The organism is Pseudoalteromonas sp. NSLLW24 (assembly GCF_015864725.1).
Taxonomy (GTDB): Bacteria; Pseudomonadota; Gammaproteobacteria; order Enterobacterales; family Alteromonadaceae; genus Pseudoalteromonas; species Pseudoalteromonas arctica.
Genome location: NZ_JADYWQ010000018.1, coordinates 60235 through 86045, shown reverse-complemented (window position 1 = coordinate 86045; position 25811 = coordinate 60235). Strand labels below are relative to the sequence as shown.

Annotated in this window: 20 protein-coding genes; 14 read left to right on the top strand and 6 right to left on the bottom strand. The window is 39.7% G+C overall.

Annotated elements, in window-relative coordinates; translation table 11 throughout:
* Window positions 1–102: 102 nt before the first annotated feature.
* From I6E72_RS16545 to I6E72_RS16535, 3 genes are all read left to right on the top strand, one after another.
* Window positions 103–1098 (top strand): LacI family DNA-binding transcriptional regulator, encoded by a 996-nt coding sequence (locus I6E72_RS16545; protein WP_165721677.1) that lies wholly within the window; start codon window positions 103–105, stop codon window positions 1096–1098.
* A complete protein-coding gene (locus I6E72_RS16540) occupies window positions 1095–2324 on the top strand; it encodes a glycosyltransferase family 4 protein (RefSeq protein ID WP_197113212.1) in 1230 nt (409 codons plus the stop codon). Before I6E72_RS16545 ends, I6E72_RS16540 begins: the two co-directional genes overlap by 4 nt.
* Before the next feature lie 116 nt (window positions 2325–2440).
* Window positions 2441–3667 (top strand): threonine/serine ThrE exporter family protein, encoded by a 1227-nt coding sequence (locus I6E72_RS16535; protein WP_076924234.1) that lies wholly within the window; start codon window positions 2441–2443, stop codon window positions 3665–3667.
* A gap of 243 nt (window positions 3668–3910) precedes the next feature.
* Here I6E72_RS16535 and poxB read toward each other — a convergent pair whose 3' ends face one another.
* The gene (gene poxB, locus I6E72_RS16530) at window positions 3911–5635 is read right to left on the bottom strand and encodes a ubiquinone-dependent pyruvate dehydrogenase (RefSeq protein ID WP_197113208.1); all 1725 of its coding nucleotides are present in this window, start codon (window positions 5633–5635) and stop codon (window positions 3911–3913) included.
* Window positions 5636–5955: 320 nt separating this feature from the next.
* On the opposite strand from poxB, the gene I6E72_RS16525 reads away from it, so the two are divergent.
* Together I6E72_RS16525 and I6E72_RS16520 are read left to right on the top strand one after the other, a co-directional pair.
* Window positions 5956–7611, top strand: a complete 1656-nt coding sequence (locus I6E72_RS16525) for an RluA family pseudouridine synthase (protein WP_197113206.1) — start codon at window positions 5956–5958, stop codon at window positions 7609–7611.
* Between the two features lie 177 nt (window positions 7612–7788).
* The gene (locus I6E72_RS16520) at window positions 7789–9708 is read left to right on the top strand and encodes a tetratricopeptide repeat-containing diguanylate cyclase (protein WP_197113203.1); all 1920 of its coding nucleotides are present in this window, start codon (window positions 7789–7791) and stop codon (window positions 9706–9708) included.
* 36 nt (window positions 9709–9744) lie between these two features.
* On the opposite strand, the gene I6E72_RS16515 is transcribed toward I6E72_RS16520, so the two are convergent.
* Genes I6E72_RS16515 through I6E72_RS16505 form a run of 3 tightly spaced genes read right to left on the bottom strand, consistent with a single transcriptional unit; the run spans window position 9745 to window position 10562 of the window.
* On the bottom strand, window positions 9745–9963 hold the full coding sequence (locus I6E72_RS16515) for a DUF6500 family protein (protein ID WP_007377212.1): 219 nt from the start codon (window positions 9961–9963) through the stop codon (window positions 9745–9747).
* 28 nt (window positions 9964–9991) lie between these two features.
* Window positions 9992–10249, bottom strand: coding sequence for a hypothetical protein (locus I6E72_RS16510; RefSeq protein ID WP_008165783.1), 258 nt, complete (start codon window positions 10247–10249; stop codon window positions 9992–9994).
* A 55-nt stretch (window positions 10250–10304) separates the two neighbouring features.
* Window positions 10305–10562: a hypothetical protein gene (locus I6E72_RS16505; protein WP_165725043.1), complete on the bottom strand. Its 258-nt coding sequence runs from the start codon at window positions 10560–10562 to the stop codon at window positions 10305–10307.
* 348 nt (window positions 10563–10910) lie between these two features.
* Between I6E72_RS16505 and I6E72_RS16500 the strand changes: the two genes are divergently transcribed.
* Window positions 10911–11336, top strand: coding sequence for a hemerythrin domain-containing protein (locus I6E72_RS16500; protein WP_010553639.1), 426 nt, complete (start codon window positions 10911–10913; stop codon window positions 11334–11336).
* Window positions 11337–11454: 118 nt separating this feature from the next.
* Here I6E72_RS16500 and I6E72_RS16495 read toward each other — a convergent pair whose 3' ends face one another.
* Window positions 11455–13971, bottom strand: a complete 2517-nt coding sequence (locus I6E72_RS16495; protein ID WP_197113200.1) for a plasma-membrane proton-efflux P-type ATPase — start codon at window positions 13969–13971, stop codon at window positions 11455–11457.
* Window positions 13972–14258: 287 nt separating this feature from the next.
* On the bottom strand, window positions 14259–14672 hold the full coding sequence (locus tag I6E72_RS16490) for a hypothetical protein (protein WP_007581772.1): 414 nt from the start codon (window positions 14670–14672) through the stop codon (window positions 14259–14261).
* A gap of 425 nt (window positions 14673–15097) precedes the next feature.
* Between I6E72_RS16490 and I6E72_RS16485 the strand changes: the two genes are divergently transcribed.
* From I6E72_RS16485 to I6E72_RS16450, 8 genes are read left to right on the top strand one after another with little or no spacing between them, the layout of a single operon-like run.
* On the top strand, window positions 15098–17458 hold the full coding sequence (locus tag I6E72_RS16485; protein WP_197113197.1) for a TonB-dependent receptor: 2361 nt from the start codon (window positions 15098–15100) through the stop codon (window positions 17456–17458).
* A 10-nt stretch (window positions 17459–17468) separates the two neighbouring features.
* Window positions 17469–19622, top strand: a complete 2154-nt coding sequence (locus I6E72_RS16480) for an FAD-dependent oxidoreductase (RefSeq protein ID WP_197100803.1) — start codon at window positions 17469–17471, stop codon at window positions 19620–19622.
* Between the two features lie 2 nt (window positions 19623–19624).
* Window positions 19625–20443, top strand: coding sequence for a DUF547 domain-containing protein (locus tag I6E72_RS16475; RefSeq protein ID WP_197113194.1), 819 nt, complete (start codon window positions 19625–19627; stop codon window positions 20441–20443).
* A complete protein-coding gene (locus I6E72_RS16470; protein ID WP_197113191.1) occupies window positions 20430–21764 on the top strand; it encodes an ABC transporter substrate-binding protein in 1335 nt (444 codons plus the stop codon). The genes I6E72_RS16475 and I6E72_RS16470 overlap by 14 nt, the downstream gene beginning before the upstream one ends.
* Window positions 21761–23515, top strand: coding sequence for an ABC transporter permease (locus I6E72_RS16465; RefSeq protein ID WP_197113188.1), 1755 nt, complete (start codon window positions 21761–21763; stop codon window positions 23513–23515). The genes I6E72_RS16470 and I6E72_RS16465 overlap by 4 nt, the downstream gene beginning before the upstream one ends.
* A gap of 55 nt (window positions 23516–23570) precedes the next feature.
* Window positions 23571–24209 (top strand): ATP-binding cassette domain-containing protein, encoded by a 639-nt coding sequence (locus I6E72_RS16460; protein ID WP_002960109.1) that lies wholly within the window; start codon window positions 23571–23573, stop codon window positions 24207–24209.
* A gap of 32 nt (window positions 24210–24241) precedes the next feature.
* Window positions 24242–24922, top strand: a complete 681-nt coding sequence (locus I6E72_RS16455) for a CDP-alcohol phosphatidyltransferase family protein (protein WP_039488395.1) — start codon at window positions 24242–24244, stop codon at window positions 24920–24922.
* Window positions 24915–25706, top strand: coding sequence for a sterol desaturase family protein (locus I6E72_RS16450; RefSeq protein ID WP_101164217.1), 792 nt, complete (start codon window positions 24915–24917; stop codon window positions 25704–25706). The genes I6E72_RS16455 and I6E72_RS16450 overlap by 8 nt, the downstream gene beginning before the upstream one ends.
* Window positions 25707–25811 lie beyond the last annotated feature (105 nt).

Genomic DNA, 25811 nt, shown 5'->3' with positions numbered 1-25811 from the left:
AAAGTATTAAGGTAAGTTAAACACCTCTAAAAGATGACTTAATAGTGCTGATTAAGCTAAACTACAGCGCTATTTATTCACCACTGCGGTACTTAAAATACAATGCATAACAAAGCCAAATCAGTCACTATTTTTGATGTTGCAGAGCGTGCTGGTGTATCAAAATCAACCGTATCTTTGGTACTTACCCAAAGCGATAAAGTGGGCAATAAAAGTAAACAAAAAATACTAAAAGCGATTGATGAGCTTGGTTACGTTTATAATCGTGATGCCGCTGCTATGCGCTCAAAGCGCTCAAATTTAGTGGCCATAGTAATAAACGATTTAACTAACCCAACTATGGCGCAACTTGCTACCAGCCTACAACTTTTGTTAAACGAAAGTGGCCTACAAGCCATGATTGTAAGCAGTAATAATAATCTTGAGCTACAAGCAAACGCAGTTAAAAACTTAAAAGAATACAACGCTGCTGCATTTATTATTTGCCCCGTTGCTAATACTTGCTCCAAATGGCTTGATACGCTCAGCGCGCAACACAAAGTAATTACCGTAATGAGTGAAGTGCCTTTTAGCGCAGCCCCTTGTGTATTACCCGACTATAAAAAAGCCAGCCACGTAGCCAGTATGCATTTGCTCGCACAAGGCGTGACAAACATTGCATTTATAGGCAGTGAACTTACTTTAAATGATTCACAAGCACTACAAAGTGGCTTTAATACCGCTTGCGCGCAGCACAGCATTAATCCATTAGCCCCCATTCACTGCGCAGTAAACACAGCCCTTAGCGCTAAAAATGCATTTATTGAAGCATATAAACATAACCCAACATTAAACGCAGTGGTGTGTTCAAACGATATTATTGCTCAAGGTGTTACTGCCGCTATTAACTCATTAACGCATCACTGTATTAAAGTAGTGAGTTGCCACCATATTCCTAATAGCGCGGTTATAAATAATCACTTAACCACCGTGGCTATAAGTACAACCGATATAGCCAAGCGGTGCCTTTTAATACTGCAAGAGCTACTACAAAATACAGCCCCGCCAGTAAAAACACTGGTAAATGTAAACTTACAAATTAGAGATTCTAGCCAATGAAAAAAGTGCTGGTAATTGGCTACGTATGGCCAGAGCCAAATTCGTCTGCTGCGGGAACGCACATGATGTCGTTATTAAATGCATTTAGAGCGCAAAACTGGGACGTTGAATTTGCAACGCCCGCGCAGCGCACAGATCACATGGTAAACCTTGACGACTTCGGCATAACCAGCCAAAGCATTGCATTAAACTGCGACAGCTTTGACGAATACGTTAAAGCCTATAATCCAGATATAGTCATGTTTGACCGTTTTATGATGGAAGAACAATTTGGCTGGCGCGTCGATAAACATTGCCCACACGCAATTAAAATTTTAGATACCGAAGATTTACAATGCCTACGTAATGCTCGCCACGAAGCGTTTAAAGGTGAGCGTGACTTTACAACCAGCGATTTACACTCAGACATAGCAAAACGCGAAATTGCCGCTATTTTACGCTGCGACCTGAGCTTAATTATTTCAAGTTATGAAATGAGCCTGCTAAACAGTGTATTTAAAATAGAGCCAAGCTTATTACACCATTTACCGTTTATGGTCGATTTAAGCTCACTGCCTACAAGTACAAAAACGTTTAAGCAGCGCCAGCACTTTATGACCATAGGTAACTTTAGACACGCGCCAAACTGGGATGCTGTACTTTACCTACAAAAAATATGGCCACTTATTCGCAAGCAACTACCAAAAGCAGAACTACATATTTATGGCTCTTACCCACCACCAAAAGCCACGGCACTAAATAACCCTAAAACAGGGTTTTTAATAAAAGGTTGGGCCGATAATGCGTTTGATGTAATGCAAAGCGCACGCGTATGTTTAGCACCACTGCGTTTTGGTGCAGGCATTAAAGGTAAATTGCTTGAAGCCATGATTATGCAAACACCCAGCGTTACCACCAATATTGGCGCAGAAGGCATGCATAACGATTTACCATGGCCGGGTAAAATAGCCAACACCGCCGATGACTTTGCCAATGCTGCCATTGAAATGTACACCAATCAAAGTGACTTTGAACAAGCGCAGCAAGATGGCAACACGCTCCTTAATACGCTGTACGATAAAGCACAATTGAGCGCAGCTTTAATTCAAAAAGTCGATTCAATAAGTAGTGATTTAAACGCTCATCGCGAAAAAAACTTCACAGGCCAAATGCTCAAACATCATACAATGCGCAGCACTCAATACATGTCGCAATGGATAGCTGAAAAAAATAAAAAATTAGATTAAAAATGACTAGACACACACCAATTAGTGTTTAAAATCGCGCCCATCAAACGTGGGCAGTTTTAGCTGTATTGTCTATATTTTTAGCTTAGTTATCGCAATATTTGGTCCAAAAAGATTTGAAAACTGCAACCTTTACAGAAAAACGCAAATTTATCGTTAAATTGGGTAAAATGCTTCACAAGTATGGCACCCCAGCCTACCGCCTAGAAGCCCACCTAATGGAAGTGGCTACTTACTTAGGACTTAAATCGTCATTTGTTATGTCGCCAACCTCTGTAACGTTTGTTATTTGGACCGATGGCCACGAAGATGAGTACACCCACGTTGCACGTGTAGACCCTGGCGATCACGATTTAGGCTCACTTGCCGACACCGACGACCTTGTAAACCAAATGCTTGACGACAAGCTAAGTTTACAAGAAGTTGATGCGCAGCTAGACGCAATTTTTGTGATGCCAAACCCATATAATAAATTAACAACGGGCGTTGCCTTTGCAACTTCTGGCGGTGCGTTTGCTATGCTAATGGGTACTAGCTGGACTGATGTTATTTGGTCATCGCTGCTTACTTTAGTCGTTTATGTGTTTGTGCTTTGGTCTGGTCGCTCAAAACGCGTAGCTCACATGCTTGAGCCATTAGTTGCCATAATATCAGCAGTACTTGCATGTGCAGTAAGCGTGTATATAACGCCTGAAATAAATATACGCTTGGTAGTACTTTCGGCCATTATTGTATTTATACCCGGTTTAGCACTTGCGCTTGGTTTAGCAGAGCTTGCAGCACGGCATTTAGTGTCGGGCACAGCAAGGGTAATGGACTCGTTTATGCTGTTGTTTAAACTGTATTTTGGTGGTTTTATAGGTATAGGTATTGGCTTTGCACTCTTTGGGCAAGCCGACTTTGTACAACCTGAGCCATTACCAAAATGGACCGCATGGCTGGCTATATTTTTACTTTGTAGCAGCTTAATCGTGATTTTTAGAACCAAACTTAAGCATGCGGTTTGGTCTATTGCATCAGGCTTTATAGCGTATGGCACTAGTATTGGCTCAGCTATGTATCTTGATTACACGTTAGGTACGTTTGTGGGTGCTTTATCGGTGGGTATATTTAGTAACTTGTTTAACCGCGTTGCTAATGCGCCAGCTTCTATTGTGGCCATGCAAGGCTTAATTGTATTAGTACCAGGTAGCAAAACCTATATTGGCTTAAACTCACTAATTGAAGGCCAAGACTTTATATACGCAGAACACATAGGCCAACAAACGTTTTTAATATTTATGTCGCTTGTTGCAGGACTAATATTTGCAAACGTCGCCCTACCGCCTAAAAAGAGTTTGTAAGTGATACTGAGCGCTCGCTTTACTTTGATTGAGTAAAGCGAGTGAAGCGTTAAACTAAAACAACTACCAAGTAGCAATGATGCCAATGCTAAGTGTTTTAGCTCTTTACATCGCACTTGAGTGAGCTCAAAAGCATCGTAGTGATTCCAACACTATACTAAAAAACCTTCCATTTTAATCATATCCTACTTCTAATTTACACTTCCCTATTGAGCCAAAATACTCAACAGGGAAGTAACTCAACTAGCGTGACCAGTTAGTTTTGGCAAGCTCTACAATCTCGTTACCTTTGCCATTTATCAGCGCTTTCATCGTGTAAACACTAAAGCCTTTTGCTTGCTCTAATTTGATTTGCGGCGGCATTGAAAGCTCTTGTTTTGCTGTATCGACTTCTAAAACAACAGGTCCTGAGTGATTCATCATCTCGTTCATTGCCGATGGTAATTTTTCAGGGTCGCTTACATGAATCCCTTTTAAGCCACAGGCCTCTGCAATTTTAGCAAAGCTTGGGTTTTCTAAATCGGTATCGCTTGATAAAAACCCACTGGCTTTCATTTCCATAGCCACAAAACTAAGTGAGCGATTATTATAAACAACAATCTTTATTGGTAAATTAAGCTGTTTAAGCGAGATTAAGTCGCCCATTAACATCGAAAAGCCACCATCACCACACATTGCAATGACTTGGCGGTCTCTATCTACAGATTGAACCCCCATTGCCTGCGACATGGCATTTGCCATAGAACCATGATTAAACGATCCAATTAAGCGGCGCTTTCCATTCATTGACAAATAACGTGCAGCCCACACTGTTGGCGTACCTACATCACAAGTAAAAACAGCATCGTCAGCCGCTTGCTCGTTGAGTAAACGTGTTAGGTATTGCGGGTGAATTAAATTTTGCGAGGTTTTTCCACTGGCTAGTTCATCGAGATCTTGTCGAGACTCTTTGTAGTTTTTAACACTTTTTTCTAAGTGCGAACTGCTCCGCTCACCTTTAATATAATCAAGCAGTGTGGTCACTGAATTTTTTGTATCTCCCAATACGCCACAGTCAATTTGCACGTGTCGCCCGAGTGACGCTGGCTGATTATCGATTTGCAATATGGTGGTATTTTCAGGATAAAAAGCACGATAAGGAAAGCTCGTACCAATCATAAGTAACGTATCGGCTTCTTGCATTGCATGATAGCCCGACGCAAAGCCAATAAATCCAGTCATACCAACATCATAAGGGTTATCGTACTCAATAAATTCTTTACCACGCATAGCATGCACTATCGGTGCTTGTAATTTGTCGGCTAGCGCAACAATTTCGTCGTGGGCATCCTTACAACCAGCGCCGCACAATAAGGTTACTTTTTTACTTTTATTAAGGTGAGTCGCCATTGCTTCAATATCAGATAAAGCGGGAGTATGCGTTGCTGGTTTTGGCACGTTCCATTTTGGCTTAATAGCTTTAGGCATATCTTTTAATGCAATGTCGCCAGGTAGCACAAGTACACTCACGCCTTTGTTTAATATTGCTTGTCGCATTGCGGTTTCTAGCAGGTATGGCATTTGCTCGGGGCTCGACACCATTTCACAATACACACTGCATTCTTTGAATAATTCTTGCGGATGGGTTTCTTGAAAATAACTACTGCCAATTTCAGATGAAGGAATATGTGCGGCAATTGCTAATACCGGTACATTATTACGCTGACAATCAAATAGGCCATTAATTAAATGAAGGTTACCTGGGCCGCAAGAACCCGCACACACTGCAAGCTCCCCTGATAAATGCGCTTCGCCACCGGCTGCAAATGCGGCAACTTCTTCATGTCGCGTTCCTAGCCATTCAATTGTTCCCATTTTTCGCAGACTTTCACTAATGCCGTTAAGTGAATCGCCAGTGACTCCCCAAATACGTTTTATGCCAGCTTGTTCGAGGGTTTTAGTGATAAAACTTGCGATATTTTGACTCATAATATAGAACTCCTAAATATTCAGTTATTCTGTAAATTGATTTTTCGCCTCTAATCTATCAAGTAAGTCATCGTTTCGAAATGCGCTCAATTATTGAGAATCGATAAGCCTAAATATTTTGATAATGATAGATATATTACTACCGAGACTTTACTAACAAACGATACTTCTAGGTTTGCTACGCCTCATACTGATACATAAAACATGAATGTCCGCTTTAAAGTGTTTATGAATATGCGGGTGCGAGATTTTTAGTGGCTTAACTATGAATATGTTATTATGCGCTCAATTATTTTACTGAATGTTTTTCTCTTACTTCTATGTCAAATTCTGCTTCGTGCTTTACATTATTTTCTCAAAATATTGATTCTCTCGCGCTTCCTGAAAAGTTTACTTTCCCTTTTTATTACGAGCCGCAACCATTAGCTGTAGCAGCCACAAAACAATTACAGCAACAACTTGAAACGTTAACGCATTTAAAAGCAGAAAATGCCGGTAAAATGTTTGGGGTTTTAGTGGTGCAAAATGCTAAGCAACAATTAGGCTTTTTAAGTGCTTATTCGGGGCAAATTGAAGGTGATAAAGCCAATATTAGCTTTGTGCCGCCTGTTTCTAGCATGCAGCTGCAAGACGATAGCTATTTGACTCAAAGTAAAATAATTAACGATATTAATGCTCAAATTGAGCAATTAGAAAATAGCGAACAACTGCATGAAGTTAATAGCAAACTTGATGATGCAACACAAAGCTACCAGCAAGCACTATTAGCCCAACAGGCAGTGATGCAAGCCGGTCGTCAGCAACGAAAAATACAACGTACCGAAGGCGAATTAGAGCTTAGCGAAAGTGATTTTGAGCAGTTAAAAAACAAGCTTGCAGGGCAAAGCATCGTAGAAAAAAAGCAACTGCTGGCACTTAAATCCTATTGGCAAAATATAATCGAGTCACTGCAGCAAACACACATCAATATTTCTGATGAAATTGCTCATTTAAAAAAGCGCCGTAAAACACTTTCTAAAAACTTACAAAAAAAATTATTTGCGCAGTACCAATTTTTAAATGCAAATGGAGAAACTACAGACTTAAATGCCATATTTGCAGCATTACCTGAACACACTCCTCCTTCGGGTGCTGGCGATTGTGCAGCGCCTAAATTATTACAATACGCCTATAAGCATGGCTTAAAACCACTTGCTATGGCTGAGTTTTGGTGGGGAGCAGCACCTAAATCAGCAATCAGGCAGCATAAAAACTACTACCCTTCTTGTTACAGTAAATGCCAACCAATACTTGGGCACATGCTAAAGGGTTTAGATGTTGAAGATAACCCGCTACTTATCAACCCAGCTCAGGGTAAAGATTTAAATATTGTTTATAAAGATGACGACTTACTTGTGGTAAATAAGCCCGCTGAGTTTTTATCTGTGCCTGGCGTTAATATTGATGACTCAGTTTATATGCGAATCAAAACGCAGTTTCCAGAGGCATCAGGCCCGCTAATTGTACACAGATTAGATATGTCGACTTCTGGGTTATTGATGATTGCGCTTAATAAACGCGTGCACAAAGCACTGCAAAAGCAGTTTATTGAACGCACCATAGATAAACGTTATGTCGCATTAGTTAATGGTAACGTAGCTAAGGATAGCGGAGTAATTGATTTACCCTTAGTGCTCGACTTTGATGATAAACCGCGCCAAATGGTGTGTTACAAACATGGTAAGCCATCACTTACTACCTGGCAGGTTTTAGAGCGTAACAACAATATTACCCGATTACAGTTATACCCTAAAACAGGGCGAACTCATCAATTAAGAGTCCATTGTGCGCACAGTTTAGGTTTAAACATGCCAATTATAGGCGACACACATTACGGGCAAAAAGCCGATAGATTACATTTACATGCAGAATACTTAGCATTTACTCACCCAATTACGCTTAAGCGATTAGAGTTTGAAGTAGCCGCAGATTTTTAATAAAAACACATAGCTACAACGACTATATTATACAATGTGTTGGTTTTTATTAATTAAATTGATATCGTTTATGGTCTTATTTTTTCAATAATGAGTATAAAAAACTGTTCAATCCCAAGTTTATTAAGCAATGTAGAAAAGTATTTCCTAATAAAAATAAGTCAGCAAAGGATTAACATGACTAACAATACACAAATAAAGGTTTTAGGTAATACTTTATGGGCAAAGTATATTGTTCTCCTTTTATTTTTACTTTTAAGTAAGCTTGCCTCAGCTAACGGCGACTCATTAAGTGCAACTTTACATGCGCTAGACTTTGACACGACTCAAGTCCTGATCAACAACATAAAACTGAATGAATTAGACTATCTTCAAAATGAAGACAAACTCACTCAAGCGTTTAAAATAAGCAAAGAGCAAAATTGGGAAAACCTTCATCTAGAAGCGGCCGCTTTGTATGCGGAGTTACTTTTTAGACAAGAAAAATACGAAGCGTTAAACACACACTTATCCTATTACTTAAAGAACAAAGAGTTACCAAATCAAAAAAGTGTATATTTATTATTTCTCGAATCACAACTCAAGTCTCTAGCGAGGGAGCCAAACCCAGCTCCAGCACAAACGCTAGCCACAAAATTAGAAGAAAGCTTGCAACAGCATTCAACTAAAGAAAAAATCATTATTTTGCGAGCACTTGCTTACTATTACACCGATACAGATTCATTGAAAAAGACCCTAAATGTTGCACTAGAGGGGCTAGAATTAGCATTAAAAGATGACGATTCAGCATCTCAAGGATACTTTTTTAGAAAAATAGCCGATGCATATAATTATCTAAACGAAAAAGACAAAGCCGTATATTATGCAAAAAAAGCGGTTGCGGCATATGAGCAAACACAAGATGGGCTTTTTACTGCAAAAGCATATTGGAGCTTAGGCAATGTATTGCTTGAAGTAGAAAAACCTAAAGATGCCTTAATATACCTAGATAAAGCATTGCTCTATTTTAAAAAAGTTAATATGCAAAAAGGCTTAACCTTTGCTCAGTACTCAATTGCAAATATTGAGTACTTACAAGCAAACTACGATAAAGCTTTAACTTTAACTAAAGAAAACATTGAGCTTGCTCGTTCTGCAGGTGTTTACGACATGCAACTCGCATCGCTCATTTTGTTAGCTGACATATATATAAAACTAGATTTACTTGATCAAGCAAATGAAGCAAACGATGAGGTGTTTTTAAAATTAGATAAATTCAGCCGCAGTATTTATAAAGCCGATTTTTTAAGTAAACGCTATGAGCTAAAACGACGCCTTAACCACACTGACGAGGCTTTTGAAGCAATTGAAAAAAAGCTCCTTTATACAAAAAAGCACTACGAAGCAACCAGTGAAAATAATATAAAAACACTACAGATACAGTTTGAAGTAAAAGAAAAAGAAGACAAAATACAGCAACTAGAGTACGCAAAAGACATTAGTGAGCTACAAGCTAAAGAAGAATATCAACAAAAAATAATTTGGCGACTCAGCGCTGCTATTGCATTTATTTTAGTGATTGCTTCATTATTTTTATTTTATCGGCAAGCTCGACAACGTCAAAAATATCACGATATTTCACTAACAGATTATCTAACAAATTGCCCTAATCGCAGAGGAATAATGCGCGCAGCAGAAGCAAAGCTTGGTGAAGGTAAAATGACGATAGCAATTGTTGACTTAGACTACTTTAAAAAAGTTAACGACCATTTTGGTCACGATGTTGGAGATTTAGTTCTTATTGCCTTTACAAAAGCTGCAAAAGAAACACTATGTAATGATCATCAGTTTGGTCGTTACGGCGGCGAAGAATGGTTATTTGCACTAAATACGGTTGATGAACGAATAATTCGCGATATATTTAACCGACTCGCCATTAGCTTCGCCGAGCATTGCAGTAATATAGAAGACTTTCCTAGTGATACAAAAATCACCTTTAGTGCAGGGGCCTCTGTAAGTGGCCCTTTAAAAAGCACACTAGATGTTCTTATTAAGCATGCAGATAAATTACTTTATAAAGCAAAAGAAAACGGAAGAAACCAAGTCGTTGTTGATTAAATAAGCACAGCTAAAAGTATTGGCTCATTTACTTGACTAAAGTCCGTCTAAAACCATTTGTTTAATTTTATGTGCTTTTACAAAATGATCTAATTTATGGGTGTGTATCCACCAAGTAGCAGCTTCCATAAGTAGCTCTGGGTCGTCGTTTTTATTAGCAAAAAATGCATAAAAAGAAAGCCCTACATTTTCGCCTTTAGCTGCTATTTTTTTATCGCACACGGTAATTATTTTTGCTCTTAGTTCTTCCCTCATACATACCTTTAATCATATTAATGCTGTATTACTGAAATACGCCATTTAAAACGCTAACGATTAGCTGCAAAAGGCTTCTATCAACCAAGCCATGATTCTCAAGCTCTTTATTAGGCGTATTTACTTTTGCAGCTTTGCATTCATTATCTAATGTCTCATTTTTACGTGTATCGGTTTCGTATGCAATATCTGCTTGTTCCATACATTTTGCCGAGCCTGCGTAAGGCTGCGCCGCACAAGCGCTTAGTAATAAAAAAAGTGGAATTGCTATCAATAATTGTTTCATAACTAATCCTATTTTTACGCAACTTATTTAATTTAAATTACAGCTGTAAGTTAGCCTATTTACTTTCTACCACCATTACAAAAAATTCAAAAAAGAACGTACCGATAATATCAAAAAAAGTGTCATTTTTTTCATCCTTTTTAATTTGTGCGCTAATGCATTGATTATAAACTTCTGAGCTTGTTTGAGCGCCATTTCGATCAACCGTTTCAGCCTCTTCAATGCATAAGTTAGGGTCAGAACGTGGGGCTGTACTACAGGCACTTAGTAAAGCGCACAGCAATAATGCGGCGATGGGGCTTTTTATGTTCATCCTTAAACTATCCTATTAAGTTAACGTGCTACCTGCATTTATACCGATTGATATTATATGTGGGAGTAATACATATAGATTGTACCTAAATAATGTTGCTACTTTATCACTGCAATAAAATAAACAACCAGTAAATATTTGTAAGGTTCTGTAGGAATTTATACTCACTTCTATAATTGAACTATGTAAAAGCCTGAAATTATTGCATTCATATCACTGTAAAATTTACAGTGATAGCAGCCTAAAAATAAAAAATCAAAATAAAAGCAATAAAATACATCAACTTAATATTTGGCATTTAGTTTGCTAGTTAATGATATAAGCAAATAAATTGTAAAAGGATTAGTTATGAATATTTTTGAAGCACTACGTCATGACCATGACAAACAACGAGAATTAGTAGATGCGCTTATTCAAACGCACGGCGACACAGAGCAGCGCCACGAGCTAATGGACGAGCTAAAAACAGAACTAGAACAACACGCAAAATTTGAAGAACGTTACTTTTACAACCCACTTATGTTTGATGACTTAACTCATGAAAAAGCGCGCCACAGCGTAGCTGAACATCACGAAATTGATGAATTAATTGAACAACTTGAAGATACCGAAATGAGCTCGTCTGCATGGTTAGTTGCAGCTAAAAAGCTACACCATTTAGTACATCATCATTTAAGTGAAGAGGAACACGAAGTATTTCAATTAGCGGGTAAAGCACTAACCGAAGGGCAAAAACAAAGCTTGGCAAAGCAGTATAACGATGCAATGCACTAAATAATTTTTATTTGTGAGTAACTCTATTCACAAATAATTGAACCACCTTATATACACTCCCTTGTGTACTATTGGTTATAAGCCACTTGGCTTATAACCATTTTTTTAAGCCTATATGCTAACTCTTCTCTAATAAGGGTGCTTCTGTCGGATCAAAAATTCGATACGCCACTAGCTTTAAACCATCGTTAATAAAAAACCACACCAAAGCATATGCCCACACAGCAAGTGCCCATCCCCATCCTAGTGGGGTCATAAACACACCATAAACAGCAATAAGTGTTGCTATAACTTGCGTGCCAAATACGGCGACCATTAATATAGCAGACGGTTTAATAGACCAAAATGGACCTCGGGTACGCGCTAAAAATATAGTCAAATGCCCTGCTACAGAAAGTAATAAGTACATTAATGTTTGAAGATGAGGACGGTCGAGTTCAAATACTTTATCTCCCAAGTAAAATAAACCAAAGGCTGCAATTGGCCCTACAATTCCCAGCACAGATGCAATACCTAAAACGAGCCGCATATTCCATGTCTCGGGCTTATTTTGATAATGCACATTGTCGTATGCAATAGACAAAATGGCGGCATCGTTAAGTAAAGCAAGCATTACAATCATGACTGCTGTTAACGGATAAAAGTTAAAAATTAATATCGCCATTGTCATAAAGAGTAGTACGCGCAGTGTTTCAGCAACCCTGTAAATAGCGTAACTGTTCATGCGTTGAAATATTTTTCGGCTTTCTTTAACTGCATCAATAATAACCGATAAGCCATCGGTCATTAACACAATTGATGCTGCTGAACGCGCTGCATCTGTAGCACCCGATACAGCAATGCCACAGTCAGCTTTTTTAAGTGCTGGCGCATCATTTACGCCATCTCCTGTCATGCCAACAATGTGCCCTCTATGCTGAAGCACATCAATAATATGGTATTTATGCTCAGGGAATACTTGTGCGAATCCGTCAGCACTCTCGATTGAGTCATCTAACTGTGTGGCTTGATGATGCTCAGTTGCACCAAATCCACTAGCATCAAGAATGTTTGTTCCTAAACCCAGTTTACTTGCAGTTTCGCGCGCAATGGCCACTTGGTCGCCCGTGACCATTTTAACACTCATACCCATTTCTTTTGCATCGGCAATGGTTTGTATTGCTTCTTCACGCGGTGGATCAAAAAGCGGCAATACACCTATAAATTGCCATTTACCTTGCTCGTCTGTTTTAGCAACCGCTAAAGAGCGAAACCCACGTGCTGCAAATTCATCTATTGATGCCTCAACTTGAGTTTTAACTGCCTCAATATTAGCCGACAAAGCTAAAATAACCTGCGGTGCACCTTTGGTTACTTTAAACGTTTTGCCATCAGCATTTTTAATTAATGCTTCAGTACGTTTGCTCACAGGATCAAATGGCTGAAAATGTTCGATATGATAAGAATCTAGATGCTGCTCAGCTTTTACACTTTGTAATACTGCTAAGTCAATCGGATCGTTATTTTCTGAGCGAGATGCTAATGCCGCGTACAATATAACTTGCTCAGCAGAGCCTTTATTTATTGAGTTTTCGATATAAAACGGGTCACCCAACGTTAATAGGTTTTGTGTCAATGTGCCGGTTTTATCGGAACACAAAATATCAACACCTGCTAGCTCTTCAATTGCAGCTAAACGCGTTACAACCACTTGCTTTTTAGCCAATAAACGAGCGCCTACAGCCATAGTAACTGATAGCACTGTTGGCATTGCAACTGGTATTGCAGCAACAGTTAATACGAGTGCAAACTGTAATGTGGTGATCATTGGATCATCGCGAAACAAAGCAACAATAACTATAAGCAGTACTAAAGCCGCAGCAAGCATTATTAAATAATTACCAATTTTAAGCACTGCACGCTGAAAATGACTTGCGGTTCGCTCCCCTTGCACTAACTGTGCTGTTTTACCAAAAAAGGTATTAGCGCCGGTTGCGTATACTATTGCCTCTATTTCACCTTCGCGAATAATAGAGCCCGAATAAACAGTTTCACCCGCCGACTTTACAACCGGTAACGACTCACCCGTAAGTGATGATTGATCTACTTCTACTGCATCACCATCGAGCAAACGCGCATCTGCAGGCACTATATCGCCCATCCGCATTCTAATAACATCACCTGGTACAAGCTCGCTGGCATTTAAATTTTGCCATTGAGTATCGCGGCGAACGCGTGCTTTGTTAGCTAATTTTGCTTTTAATGCGGCAATTGCATTACCCGCTTGATGCTCTTCCCAAAAGCCAACCAATACGTTGGACAACAATAATACAAGAATAATAAAAAAATCAGCCCAGTGCTTAGCAAGCGCCGATAAAATAATAGCAGCCTCGATCATCCACGGTATTGGTCCCCAAAAGTAAGATAAAAATTTGAGTAGTAGGTTTGTTTTTTCTTCAACTAGTTCGTTAGGTCCATATTGTGCCAATCTTTGTGTGGCATCAGCTTGGCTTAACCCGTCGGATGATGTTTTTAGCTTTGCTTGTAATTTTGCTAAATCGAGCTTGCTCCATTCATCGCAATTTTGATTATGTGAAGACTTGTTTACTGAACGATTTGATGATTGATGCGCTGACGAAATTTTAACCTTTTCCATACGAGCCTTCTATACAACATTGAGTTGAATAACTTGAGGTAATTAAAACCTACTAACCGTATAGCTAACATAAACTAAAGCTGTCGATATTGTTCTTACAAATATATTAACTTTGATCTAACGCAATATTTAAGATGAAATAATATAAAAAGGATTATTTTTAGAAGATGACAAAGAGGGTGGATTATTAAAAGAAGTGCTCAAAGGCTATACATTGGGCTGAAATAGTAAATAACTCAGCCCAATGTATTTTTAGCTACAACCTTAAGGGTGTAGCTATTGTTTTATTACTTTACAGTAAATTTTACGTCTTGGTCGCGTAATAAGTAAAGTGCAAAACACGCAGCCCACATTGGCCATGCAGTGAAGAATAATAAATTGTTAAAGCCATCTATATACTGGTTGTACGAAGAAAGCGTTGATAAGCCATGCATTACAAAAATGATTCCGTAAGTTATGCGCTTTTTAATACCCGCTAAAAATGCCAATACTAATACAAGTTGTAGAGCACCGATAACATAAGCAACTATGTCAGATGAGCCACTAATACCGTAAAAATGTTCAAAAATACGTGCGCTATGACCAGGGTTTACGAATTTATCGAACGTCCACATAACCATTACAATAAATACGCCTAAACGCAAAGATAAAAGTGACCATTGCAAACGGTTTTGCACATCAGAACTCATTGAACCTGTCATAAAATTTCCTTAAATGAATATTAATAAACGTTGAAGTAACCTAGACCGTATAAGTTATTTTTTATTTCAAAAAAATTTAATTATTTTAAATAAAAAGTAATTAAGCCTTGTAGTAATAAAAGTGAAGCTTATTTTAGGTATTTTAAAATGCTGCGTAAAAGTTAACAATTTTAAAATGTTAGCAGGTGAAAAGTAGTCTATAATTAAAAAAGCCCATTAAAAGCAAATATTTACATTCACTCTAATACAATCGCTCTATTAATATTTTATCAACTAATAAAACAATAGTACTTAATTACCACCTTTATAATGCATCCGTTTTGTTATGTTCTAAAAAACAAAAAGAATCGAAATTTTACTGAAATTTATTTTTAATCCTTTCGGTCTTTATCGCCAACAACATTTTAACCGTAGAGAGAAAACGTTTGAAACACGCATATTTAGCACTTTCCCTAGCCACCATATTAAATACACCACTTAATGCTTTTGCAGCCGAAGAATCAAAAACAACAAAAGATGGCGCAATAGAACGCATTGAGGTGGCAGGCCAAGTTATTAAATCTCAAGGTCTTTCGGTTAAAAATGCCACTGTAGACGGCCCTTTTGGCGACAACTTAGCCCTACAAGATATAGCCCGCTCAGTCACACCAATTTCAAGCGAGTTAATAGAGCAACTCAATATTACGACTTTACAAGACGTGCTCGCAGTAAGCCCCAATACCTATTCAGCCAGTGGTTTTGGCGCACCAAGTTTACCTACTATTCGTGGGCAATTAGGTGAGCTTTTTCAAGATGGCACACGCCGCCAAGCCGGTAATAACGGCTTTGGTGTGCCCTTATCGTTCAACTCTATAGAACAGATAGACGTGGTAAAAGGCGCGCCGCCGGTATTATTTGGCTCAAGCCAACGCAACGGTGGTTTTGTAAACTTACATTCTAAAAAAGCATCAACTGACGAAAGTAAAGGCAAAGCAACTGTATCTGCAGGTCGATGGGATCAGTACAGTGTTTTAGTGGATTACAGTGCACCCATTGTAAAAGACAAAGTAGGTTTTAGAGTAAGCGCTGAACACATAGATAACGGCAGCTACTACGACTTTTCAGGCACAAAGAGCGACAGCTTATTTGCATCATTACGCGTATTACCCGATGACAAGAGCAGCTGGGATATTAACTTTGAGTTATACCAAGTTGAATTTACCGATAACGCAGGTATTAACCGCCCTACTCAAGCGCTAATAGATAATGGCCTTTATATTACCGGCCAAGGCGTGCAAGCAAATGGCAGTACAGTACCGGCAGCAGGTTCAATTATTTCGCCAACTGGGCAAGTAAAAATAGACCGAAGCACGGTACTTACCGATCCTGATAATCAAAACGAAGCCACTACTTATTTACTACACAGCATTTATAAGCGTGAACTTTCAAACAATGCATCAATAAAAAACATTACGTATTTTCAGCACTTACAACGCGAAGAAATTGCACAAAATAGCTTTGTTGAAATTATAGATGGTGCCGATACCGCGCAAAACCGTACCGAGCTTACCTATCTTTGGAATAGTAATCAGCAAACTATTTTTGCATTTGATGTACGTTATAACCGCGTACTAGGCTACAGCCAATTTACAACAGAAGCCGATTTACCTATTGATTTAACTGGCCCACTTTCAAACCGCCGCATTCCTTTGACTGATGCACAACAAGCGCGTTTAATTGAAATTAGCCCAGGTGTATTTGTATCCCCTGGTGGTCAATATGATATTAATAATGACGGCAGTGGCGACTTTAACTTATCAGACACTACCGATTCACGTTCATGGCAAACAGGCTTTGCTATTCAGCAAGATTCTGATTGGACAGATAAGTTTCATACAAGCGTTGGCTACCGCATTGATTTTTATGACGTAGACGCGCACGACCCAATTGCGCCAGAGGGTGAAATTGCAGCTCGCGATAGCATTAACGATAAGCTACATTCTGGGCAAATAAGCTTTAACTACCGATTAAACGGTGATTACACCACTTATGGTGCAGCAAGTTACAACGAAGCCACATCAAATAGCATGGCTGGCGGCACGTCTCTTGGTGGCGACAACACGATTAGCGCGCAAAACTTTTCAACCGAAAATACTTTAGTTGAATTTGGTTTAAAATACGCACCAACCGACAGTGATTGGTACGCCGATGGAGCAGTATTCAGCCAACGTCGTAGTTTACGTAATCGCGATGGTAGCAATACCGGCATTCGTACTACCGGTTTTGAAAGCCAAGTATTTTATGATGCTTACCCTTATTGGCTAAGTGCTGGCTACAGCTATATTGATGCTCGCTACGATAATTCTGCAAGTAGCCAAGATTCAGCTCAAGTAGCCGATGCATTTGACAACTCACGTCCAGATATTATTGAAGGTACCAGTGTTGGCGCACCTAGCTTTACCGCTTTTGCACCTTCAAACACCCGTGTACAGGGTATCCCTGAGCAATCGTTCAGCTTTAACGGAAATTATTCAATTAATTCGAAATGGCAAACGGGTTTTTCAGGTCTATATACAAAGAGTTACCCATTAGACTTTTTGGCGACAGTAAAAATTCGTGATCAGTACACACTAAACGTAAATACTAGCTATGCTTTTACGCCTAGTACCAAGTTACGATTAGATGTGAACAACGTAACGAATCAAAAAAACTGGCGCCCAGTATTTGAAGGCGGTTACTTTGGTGCAACTTTAGCTTTTCCTGAGTTGCCAATTAACGCCAAGTTAACCCTTACGCATAGTTTTTAAGAGAGAGAACATGATTAAAAAAATATTTTTATTATTGATTGCAGCGGCCGCAGTCGGCCTGTTCTTTCATTTTGACTTACACCAACTACTTACGCTTGATGGTTTAAAAGGGTCAATGGATCAGTTTAGCGATTACAAAGAGCAGTCACCGTTGTTGGTTATTGGTGGGTTCTTTTTACTATACGTAGTTGTAACAGCTCTCTCTTTACCAGGCGCTGCTATTTTAACACTTGCCGCAGGTGCATTGTTTGGCTTGGTAGAGGGTTTATTAGTTGCATCTTTTGCCTCAACTATTGGCGCAACACTTGCCTTTTTAGTATCGCGTTACTTACTACGCGACACTATTAAACAACGTTTTCCTGAGCGCTTAGCCGCAATTGATGCAGGCGTTGAAAAAGAAGGTGGATTTTACTTATTTACTCTTCGTTTAGTGCCGGTGTTTCCGTTCTTTTTAATCAACTTACTAATGGGTGTTACTTCAATAAAGTCATGGACTTATTACTGGGTAAGCCAAGCAGGTATGCTCGCCGGTACATTTGTATTTGTTAACGCAGGTACGCAACTGGCGCAAATAGATAGCTTATCTGGAATTTTATCATTCAACTTAATCTTATCATTCGCTTTATTGGGCATTTTCCCATTCATTGCTAAAGGAATCTTAAACGTGTTTAAAAAACGTCGCGTATACAAAAACTACACTAAGCCTAAAAAATTCGACCGTAACATGATTGTTATTGGCGCAGGCGCAGGTGGTTTGGTAACAAGTTATATAGCCGCTGCTGTTAAAGCAAAAGTAACCCTTATTGAAGCGGGCGAAATGGGCGGCGACTGTTTAAACTACGGTTGTGTTCCAAGTAAAGCAGTTATTAAAAGCGCTAAAATTGCAGAGCAAATTCGCCACGGTGAAAACTACGGTCTAGAAAACGCGACACCGCAGTTTTCGTTCAAAAAAGTAATGGCACGTGTACACAAAGTAATTGCCGATGTAGCACCACACGACAGTGTTGAGCGCTACACCGACTTAGGCGTAGATGTTGTAAAAGGTTACGGTAAATTAATAGACCCGTGGACTGTAGAAATTAAACTTAACGACGGTGGCACGCAAACACTCACCGCTCGTACTATTGTAATTGCCACTGGCGCACGCCCATTTGTACCGCCACTACCTGGTATTGAAGAAACTGGCTATGTAACAAGCGATACATTGTGGAATAAATTTGCAGAGCTAGATGAGGCACCTAAAAAACTTGTAGTACTGGGCGGTGGTCCAATTGGTAGCGAATTAGCACAAAGCTTTGCACGTTTAGGTTCAAGTGTTACGCAAATTGAAATGAGCGAACGCATCATGATCAAAGAAGACCTTGAAGTGTCTACTTTTGCTCACGAAGCGTTAACCGAAAGTGGCGTTAATATTTTAACATCGCACCAAGCACTTCGCTGTGAAACGCGCGATGGTAAAAAATATATTGTTGTTAAACATAACGACAAAGAAATAGATATTGAATACGACGAGCTATTATGTGCCGTTGGTAGAAGTGCGCGCCTTAAAGGTTATGGCCTTGAAGAGCTAGGCATAGAAACAAACCGTACTGTTGTAACTAACGAATACTTGGAAACACTATACCCAAATATTTTTGCAGCAGGCGATATTGTAGGTCCATACCAGTTTACACATGTTGCAGCCCATCAAGGTTGGTACGCAGCGGTAAATGGCTTATTTGGTAACCTTAAAAAGTTTAAAGTAGATTACCGTGTTATTCCGTGGACTACGTTTATTGACCCAGAAGTAGCACGTGTTGGCTTAAACGAGCAAGACGCAAAAGATAAAGGCATAGATTACGAAATTACTCGCTTTGAATTTGAAGAGCTAGACCGTGCAATTACCGACAGCGCTACAAAAGGCTTTATTAAAGTGATTACACCAAAAGGCAAAGACAAAATACTCGGTGTTACTGTGGTGTCTGAACACGCTGGCGATTTGATTGCTGAGTTTGTACTGGCAATGAAACACGGCTTAGGCCTTAACAAAATACTCGGTACTATACACAGCTACCCTACTTGGGCTGAAGGTAATAAGTACGCAGCAGGTGAGTGGAAACGCGCTCATGCACCTGAAAAAGTGCTTAACTTGCTCGAAAAATACCATACTTGGCGTCGAGGTTAATTATGTTTAAAACACCTCTAAAAGCATTACTACTTGGTTCGGCTTTAGTTGTAACATCGTTTACAACGTCATTTTCGGCCCAAGCCCAAAACATGCACGATAGCTGGAATGCATTGTTAAATAAGCATGTTGTCGCTATTAACCATAATCACAGTACTGAGGTTGATTACGCTGCCATAAAACGTGAGCATGCACAGCTAAAAACGTATTTAGATTCGTTAACGGCTGTAACGCAAAGCGAATTTGACGCATGGGAAAAGCCTAAGCAACTCGCTTTTTTAATCAATGCTTATAATGCGTGGACTGTTGAACTTATATTGACAAAGTACCCAGATCTTAAATCAATTAAAGACTTAGGGAGCTTTTTTAGCTCACCATGGAGTAAAGAGTTTGTGCCATTACTTGGCAAAACTCGCAGCCTTGATGATATTGAGCATGGTTTAATACGTGGTAGCGGTAAATACAACGACCCACGCATTCACTTTGCGGTAAATTGCGCGAGTATTGGTTGTCCAGCGCTTCGAGAAGAAGCGTATACAGCCACTGATTTAGAAAGCCAATTGCAAGAGCAAACGGTGCGCTTTTTATCAGATATGACACGTAATATGGCTCAAGAAAATACGCTAAGCGTGTCTTCAATATTTAAGTGGTACGGCGATGACTTTGAAAAAGGCTTTAGAGGTGCAAACACGCTACAGCAGTTTTTCTTGCAATACAGCGATGCACTTAAACTGATACCCGCTCAGCAAAAAGCACTTAAGAATGATGACATGAAAGTTAAATTTTTAGACTACAACTGGGATTTAAATGTTCGCCATTAAGTTTTGGCAAACACTGACGCGATACAGCTTTTGCTGTGTCGCGTTTTGCGTTTGTGCAATCGTAAATTTAGCTGTTTTTTCGAGCACTGCGTTTGCTAATCCCGCTATTAACTCAAATAGTAAAAGTAATTTAGTAATTAACACACAACAGGGATCTCGCTGGCAACAAGTTCAAACACTTGGTCGCAATCAAGATGTATACTTTTATGCATGGGGCGGCGACGCGCAAATAAATGCCTATATTCAATGGGCAGCTCAGCAAGTTAAAACTAAGTACAACATTAACCTAGTGCATGTAAAATTAAGCGATACCAGCGAAGCAGTAAGCCGTGTACTTGCCGAAAAATCAGCAAACAATAACAACCAAGGCAGCGTAGATTTAATGTGGATCAACGGGGCTAACTTTGCCACCATGAGTGAGCACTCTCTGCTTTTAAAAGAATGGGCTAATAAACTCCCCTACTTTGCATTAACCGATCCGGCTAACAACCCTGCTGTAACCTTTGACTTTGGTTTACCTACCAATGGTATGGAGGCTCCATGGGGGCAAGCGTCACTTACATTTTATTACGACAGCATTGCAATAAATGGTAAGGCAAACAATAAATTGCCTACGACACTAAACGAATTATTAAACTGGAGCGCGCAAAACCCAGGGCGCTTTAGTTACCCAAAGCCGCCTGACTTTTTAGGTATGAGCTTTTTAAAATACGCCTTAGTTTTACTGCATCAGCAAAGCAGCGAAAACATTAAAGCGCAGCTAAACCAACCAGCTACAACTAAAAATACAGCGCAAGTGTTAAACCCACTGTGGGACTTTTTAGATAAATTACACCCAACTCTTTGGCGTGGTGGCACTCATTTTATGCAAAGTGGTGCTCAAATGCGCCGCCTTGTGGACGATACAGAGCTAAGTTTAGCCTTTACTTTTTCAGCACCTGAAGTACCGGCAGCTGTAAAACGCTATGATTTACCAAACAGCATTCGCAGTTACGCAATGAGTGATGGCAGTTTAAGTAATACTCATTTTGTGGCAATCCCTTACAATGCAAGCCACCAGCAAAGTGCGCAATTAGTGGCTAATTTTTTACTCAGCCCTGAGGCGCAAGCTGAAAAACAAAAAGCGCATATATGGGGCGATAAAAGCGTACTTATTCAATCAACGTTAACGCCTGAACAGCAAGCCTTATTTAAAACAGCTAAACCGCATCCAAGTGCACTGCCTTTAAACAGTATTAAACGCACATTGAGCGAACCTCATCCAAGCTGGGTAAACGCCATTATGCAAGGTTGGCAAACCCGTTATGGAGTAAGCCAATGAGCGTTATTTCAAAAAGTGCACCAGTAAATACCAAAGCAACAACGCAGTGCAGCACCGATATGTTTACGCGCATTGTAAAATTTAGCCCGCGATTTTTACTCGCTTTACTTATACTACCCGTACTTGGTGGCTTAATTAGCGTATTACTGCCTGCCTTTGGTTATGCGCCCGTACTTGAGCAAACAACGTTTAGCTTGCAAGGTTTTAACGCCCTTTGGCAAACACCCGGCCTTACCCAAATGGTTACCTTAAGCGTTGCAACGGGCTTAATAAGTACTCTGCTTGCATTTATCATTACCTTAATGATTTTAGCTGCGTTTTTTAATAGCCCGTGGCTTAACCGAATTCAGCGTTTATTGAGCCCTATATTAGTGATACCTCATGCCGCAGCCGCTATTGCGGTGGGGTTTTTAATTGCCCCTTCAGGTATGATTTCACGCTTAGCGTCGCCTTGGTTAAGCGGCTGGGAACTTGCGCCAAACGGTATGTTTCCGCATGATTCGTTCGGTATTAGTATTATTTTAGGCTTAACACTAAAAGAGCTTCCCTTTTTATTACTAATGGCACTGGGCGTACTTGCTCAACCTGAGCTTGGCAAAAAATTACGCCAACAACATAAGGTTGCGCTTAACTTAGGTTATTGCCCAATGACCGCCTTTTTTAAAGTAATACTGCCAAGCCTTTATCCGCTACTACGTTTGCCCCTTTTAGCAGTGCTTGCCTATGCAAGTGCCAGTGTAGAAATGCCACTCATTTTAGGCCCAAATACACCACCCACGTTGGCCGTTGCAATAATGCATTGGTTTAACGATGTTGATTTAAACCTGCGCATTAAAGCCTCAGCGGGTGCTTTATTACAACTGGCTGTTACAGGCGGGTTATTAGCCCTTTGGCTTGGCGGGGAAAAGGCCGTAAAAGTGTTATTTAGCGACTCTCTCACTAATGGAGTGCGCGAATACGGCGGATTTTATTGGCAAAAAATAACGGTAGTACTCACCACATTAGTAATTAGCTTTATACTGTTGTCACTTATTGGTTTAGTTATGTGGTCGGTTGCAGGTTTTTGGCGCTTTCCAGATGCAATGCCTGAGCAATTTACACTACTGCATTTTAAAAGTGCGCTAATGCAAATGGGCAGTCCGCTTTTTAATACGCTAGCAATCGGTCTAGTAACCACACTATTTGCCATTATTCTTACTTTATTGTGTTTAGAATCAGAGCAGTTGAGTGACAAACCTATTTCTCGTTTTACCAGTTTAATTATTTACTTACCGTTATTAGTACCCAGTATTGCCTTTTTGTTTGGGCTAGTATGGATACAACAATTGGTAAATAACCAAGCCGCATTTTTTAATGTGGTACTTACGCATTTACTGTTTGTGTTGCCTTATGTGTTTTTGTCACTTGCGAGCAGTTATAGGCGCTTAGATCCTCGTTTTGCTCATGTTGCAGCAAGCCTAGGCGCAGCGCCATGCAAGGTGTTTTTTAAAGTAAAACTACCTCAGTTGTTTGCCCCGATTTTAATTGCAGCCGCACTGGGCTTAGCAATTAGTTTTGGACAATACCTCCCCACGCTTTTAGCTGGCGGCGGGCGCATAGCCACAATAACAACCGAAGCCGTTACGCTTGCCAATGGCGCAAGCAGACGCACCAGTGCCGTGTACGCTATTATGCAAATGGCGTTGCCACTTATTGGATTTATACTGGCATGGGGTTTACCTAAATATTTTTTCAAAAGTGCACGTGTTTAAACGTGCACATATTTAAAGCACCCATGTTTAACACTATCAGGGTTAAGGTTTTTTAATGCAGTCATCGTTACAGATTAAAAATTGTCAGCTTTATCGCCAAAATGAGCTGTTACTTAGCTTAAACGAGCAAGTTAATGGCGGTGAAATTCTGACTATTATGGGCCCATCAGGCAGTGGTAAATCAAGCTTATTAAATTGGCTTACGGGTACTTTACCAAGTAGCTTTAAGGCCAATGGAGAGGTGTGGCTTAATGGTCAAAATATCGATAATACCCCTCCGCACTTGCGCCATATTGGAGTGCTTTATCAAGACGCTTTATTGTTTTCGCATTTAACTGTTGCTGGTAACATTGCCTTTGCAATGCCCAAAGGTAATAAAAAACAACGCCTTGAAAAAATAGAACACGCACTTGAGCAAGTAGGTCTTAAAGACATGGGTAATCGTCACCCCGATAACTTATCGGGCGGGCAGCAAGCCCGTGTTGCATTATTACGTATGCTGCTGAGCGAACCTAAAGCCATTTTACTCGACGAACCCTTTAGCAAACTCGACACCCAACTGCGTGTTGATACACGCGAACTCGTGTTTAGCCAAATACGCGATCATAAGCTACCTGCAATTATGGTAACTCATGACCATAGCGACGCCGACGCTGCAAATGGCAAACTCATTACTTTAAATAGCGCACTTTAATTCGTGGCTTTAATACGCATAAGGCAACAAACATGCTAGACAAATTTATCACCCCTGTAATTAAGCCACTTTTAACACCTGTGGTTATGCTTATGCATAAACGCGGCATAACCGCCGATCAGCTCACTGTGGTAGGCTTTTTAGTAGGCTTATTAGCCGTGCCATTACTGGCGTTTGAAATGTGGTACGGCGCATTAGTTGCTATTGCTTTAAATCGCATTTTAGATGGGCTTGATGGCGCATTAGCACGCTATGCAAACCAAAGTTCAAGCGCGGGTGGCTTTTTAGATATCACACTCGACTTTTTATTTTACGCGGCTATTCCGCTTGGCTTTATTTTGGCAAACCCTGAGCAAAACGCGATAGCGGGATCGTTATTACTTGCCACTTTTATTGGTACGGGCTCAAGCTTTTTAGCTTTTGCGATTGCCGCCGAAAAATTTAAACTCGAAAAACCGCAATTTAAATACAAAAGCTTTTACTATTTAAACGGCTTAACCGAAGGCACTGAAACAATAGCGCTATTTATTGCATTTTGTATTTGGCCGCAGCACTTTGCGGTTATGGCGAGCATTTTTGCTATTGCGTGTGGGATAACTATTTTTACCCGTATACATGGCGGTTATCACACGCTTAAGCAACAAGAAGCCGATGCTAACAAAGCAGCTGAAAACGTGCCTAACAGTGCAAATTCTGAGGTAATAAATGACTAATGAAGTATGGTGGCGACTCGGCTGCTTTTTTAGCATTTTAATTATAATGATGCTGCTTGAGTGGCAAAAGCCTGCTCGCCAAGCACCTATTAAAAGCAGTACACGTTGGTTTGCTAATTTTGGGTTAGTGTTTGCTTCATCAGTTATTGCGCGCTTAGTGGTCCCTATTGGGTTAACCGCTGTTGCACTTTACACTCAAGAGCACGGCATTGGCTTATTTAATCAAATAGCCCTACCAAGCAGTTTAATTATTATATTGAGCATACTTTTACTCGATATATTAATTTATTGGCAGCATAGATTATTTCATCAAGTGCCTATTTTATGGCGTTTGCACCGTGTACACCACGCCGATGCACATGTAGATACAAGTACTGGCTTGCGCTTTCACCCTATCGAAATTGTGCTGAGCATACTTATAAAACTCATTGCAGTAACTGCTCTTGGCGTACCTGCCATTGCGGTACTTATATTTGAAATAGCACTTAATGGTTTAGCATTATTTAATCATGCAAATATACGCCTACCTAATGCCATTGAAAAACCACTGCGTTTAATATTAATGACGCAAATATTGCATCGAATTCACCATAGCCAAGTGGTTAGCGAAACTAACTCAAACTATGGTTTTAGTGTAATTTGGTGGGATAAATTATTTGGTAGCTACAAAGATAAAGCAAAAAAAGCCGACGCAGATATAAATATTGGCTTAAAAGAATACCCAAGCCAAAAGCAAAATGCCTCGCTTTGGGGATTACTTTCAATGCCTTTTAAAAACAAGTAAAAACAAGTAAAAACAAGCATATTTTATCTCATACAATACCAATCCACTTAAAATTGCTTTTATGTAGATTGGTATAAACAAAATACTCTTTAAATACTATAAATA

Coding starts and splice junctions, on each gene's coding strand:
- I6E72_RS16490 (WP_007581772.1), bottom strand. CDS start 14,672: ATGACAGGTTCAATGAGTTCTGATGTGCAAAACCGTTTGCAATGGTCA.
- I6E72_RS16500 (WP_010553639.1), top strand. CDS start 10,911: ATGAATATTTTTGAAGCACTACGTCATGACCATGACAAACAACGAGAA.
- I6E72_RS16545 (WP_165721677.1), top strand. CDS start 103: ATGCATAACAAAGCCAAATCAGTCACTATTTTTGATGTTGCAGAGCGT.
- I6E72_RS16520 (WP_197113203.1), top strand. CDS start 7,789: ATGACTAACAATACACAAATAAAGGTTTTAGGTAATACTTTATGGGCA.
- I6E72_RS16505 (WP_165725043.1), bottom strand. CDS start 10,562: ATGAACATAAAAAGCCCCATCGCCGCATTATTGCTGTGCGCTTTACTA.
- I6E72_RS16525 (WP_197113206.1), top strand. CDS start 5,956: ATGTCAAATTCTGCTTCGTGCTTTACATTATTTTCTCAAAATATTGAT.
- I6E72_RS16475 (WP_197113194.1), top strand. CDS start 19,625: ATGTTTAAAACACCTCTAAAAGCATTACTACTTGGTTCGGCTTTAGTT.
- I6E72_RS16460 (WP_002960109.1), top strand. CDS start 23,571: ATGCAGTCATCGTTACAGATTAAAAATTGTCAGCTTTATCGCCAAAAT.
- poxB (WP_197113208.1), bottom strand. CDS start 5,635: ATGAGTCAAAATATCGCAAGTTTTATCACTAAAACCCTCGAACAAGCT.
- I6E72_RS16480 (WP_197100803.1), top strand. CDS start 17,469: ATGATTAAAAAAATATTTTTATTATTGATTGCAGCGGCCGCAGTCGGC.
- I6E72_RS16465 (WP_197113188.1), top strand. CDS start 21,761: ATGAGCGTTATTTCAAAAAGTGCACCAGTAAATACCAAAGCAACAACG.
- I6E72_RS16450 (WP_101164217.1), top strand. CDS start 24,915: ATGACTAATGAAGTATGGTGGCGACTCGGCTGCTTTTTTAGCATTTTA.
- I6E72_RS16495 (WP_197113200.1), bottom strand. CDS start 13,971: ATGGAAAAGGTTAAAATTTCGTCAGCGCATCAATCATCAAATCGTTCA.
- I6E72_RS16540 (WP_197113212.1), top strand. CDS start 1,095: ATGAAAAAAGTGCTGGTAATTGGCTACGTATGGCCAGAGCCAAATTCG.
- I6E72_RS16470 (WP_197113191.1), top strand. CDS start 20,430: ATGTTCGCCATTAAGTTTTGGCAAACACTGACGCGATACAGCTTTTGC.
- I6E72_RS16510 (WP_008165783.1), bottom strand. CDS start 10,249: ATGAAACAATTATTGATAGCAATTCCACTTTTTTTATTACTAAGCGCT.
- I6E72_RS16515 (WP_007377212.1), bottom strand. CDS start 9,963: ATGAGGGAAGAACTAAGAGCAAAAATAATTACCGTGTGCGATAAAAAA.
- I6E72_RS16455 (WP_039488395.1), top strand. CDS start 24,242: ATGCTAGACAAATTTATCACCCCTGTAATTAAGCCACTTTTAACACCT.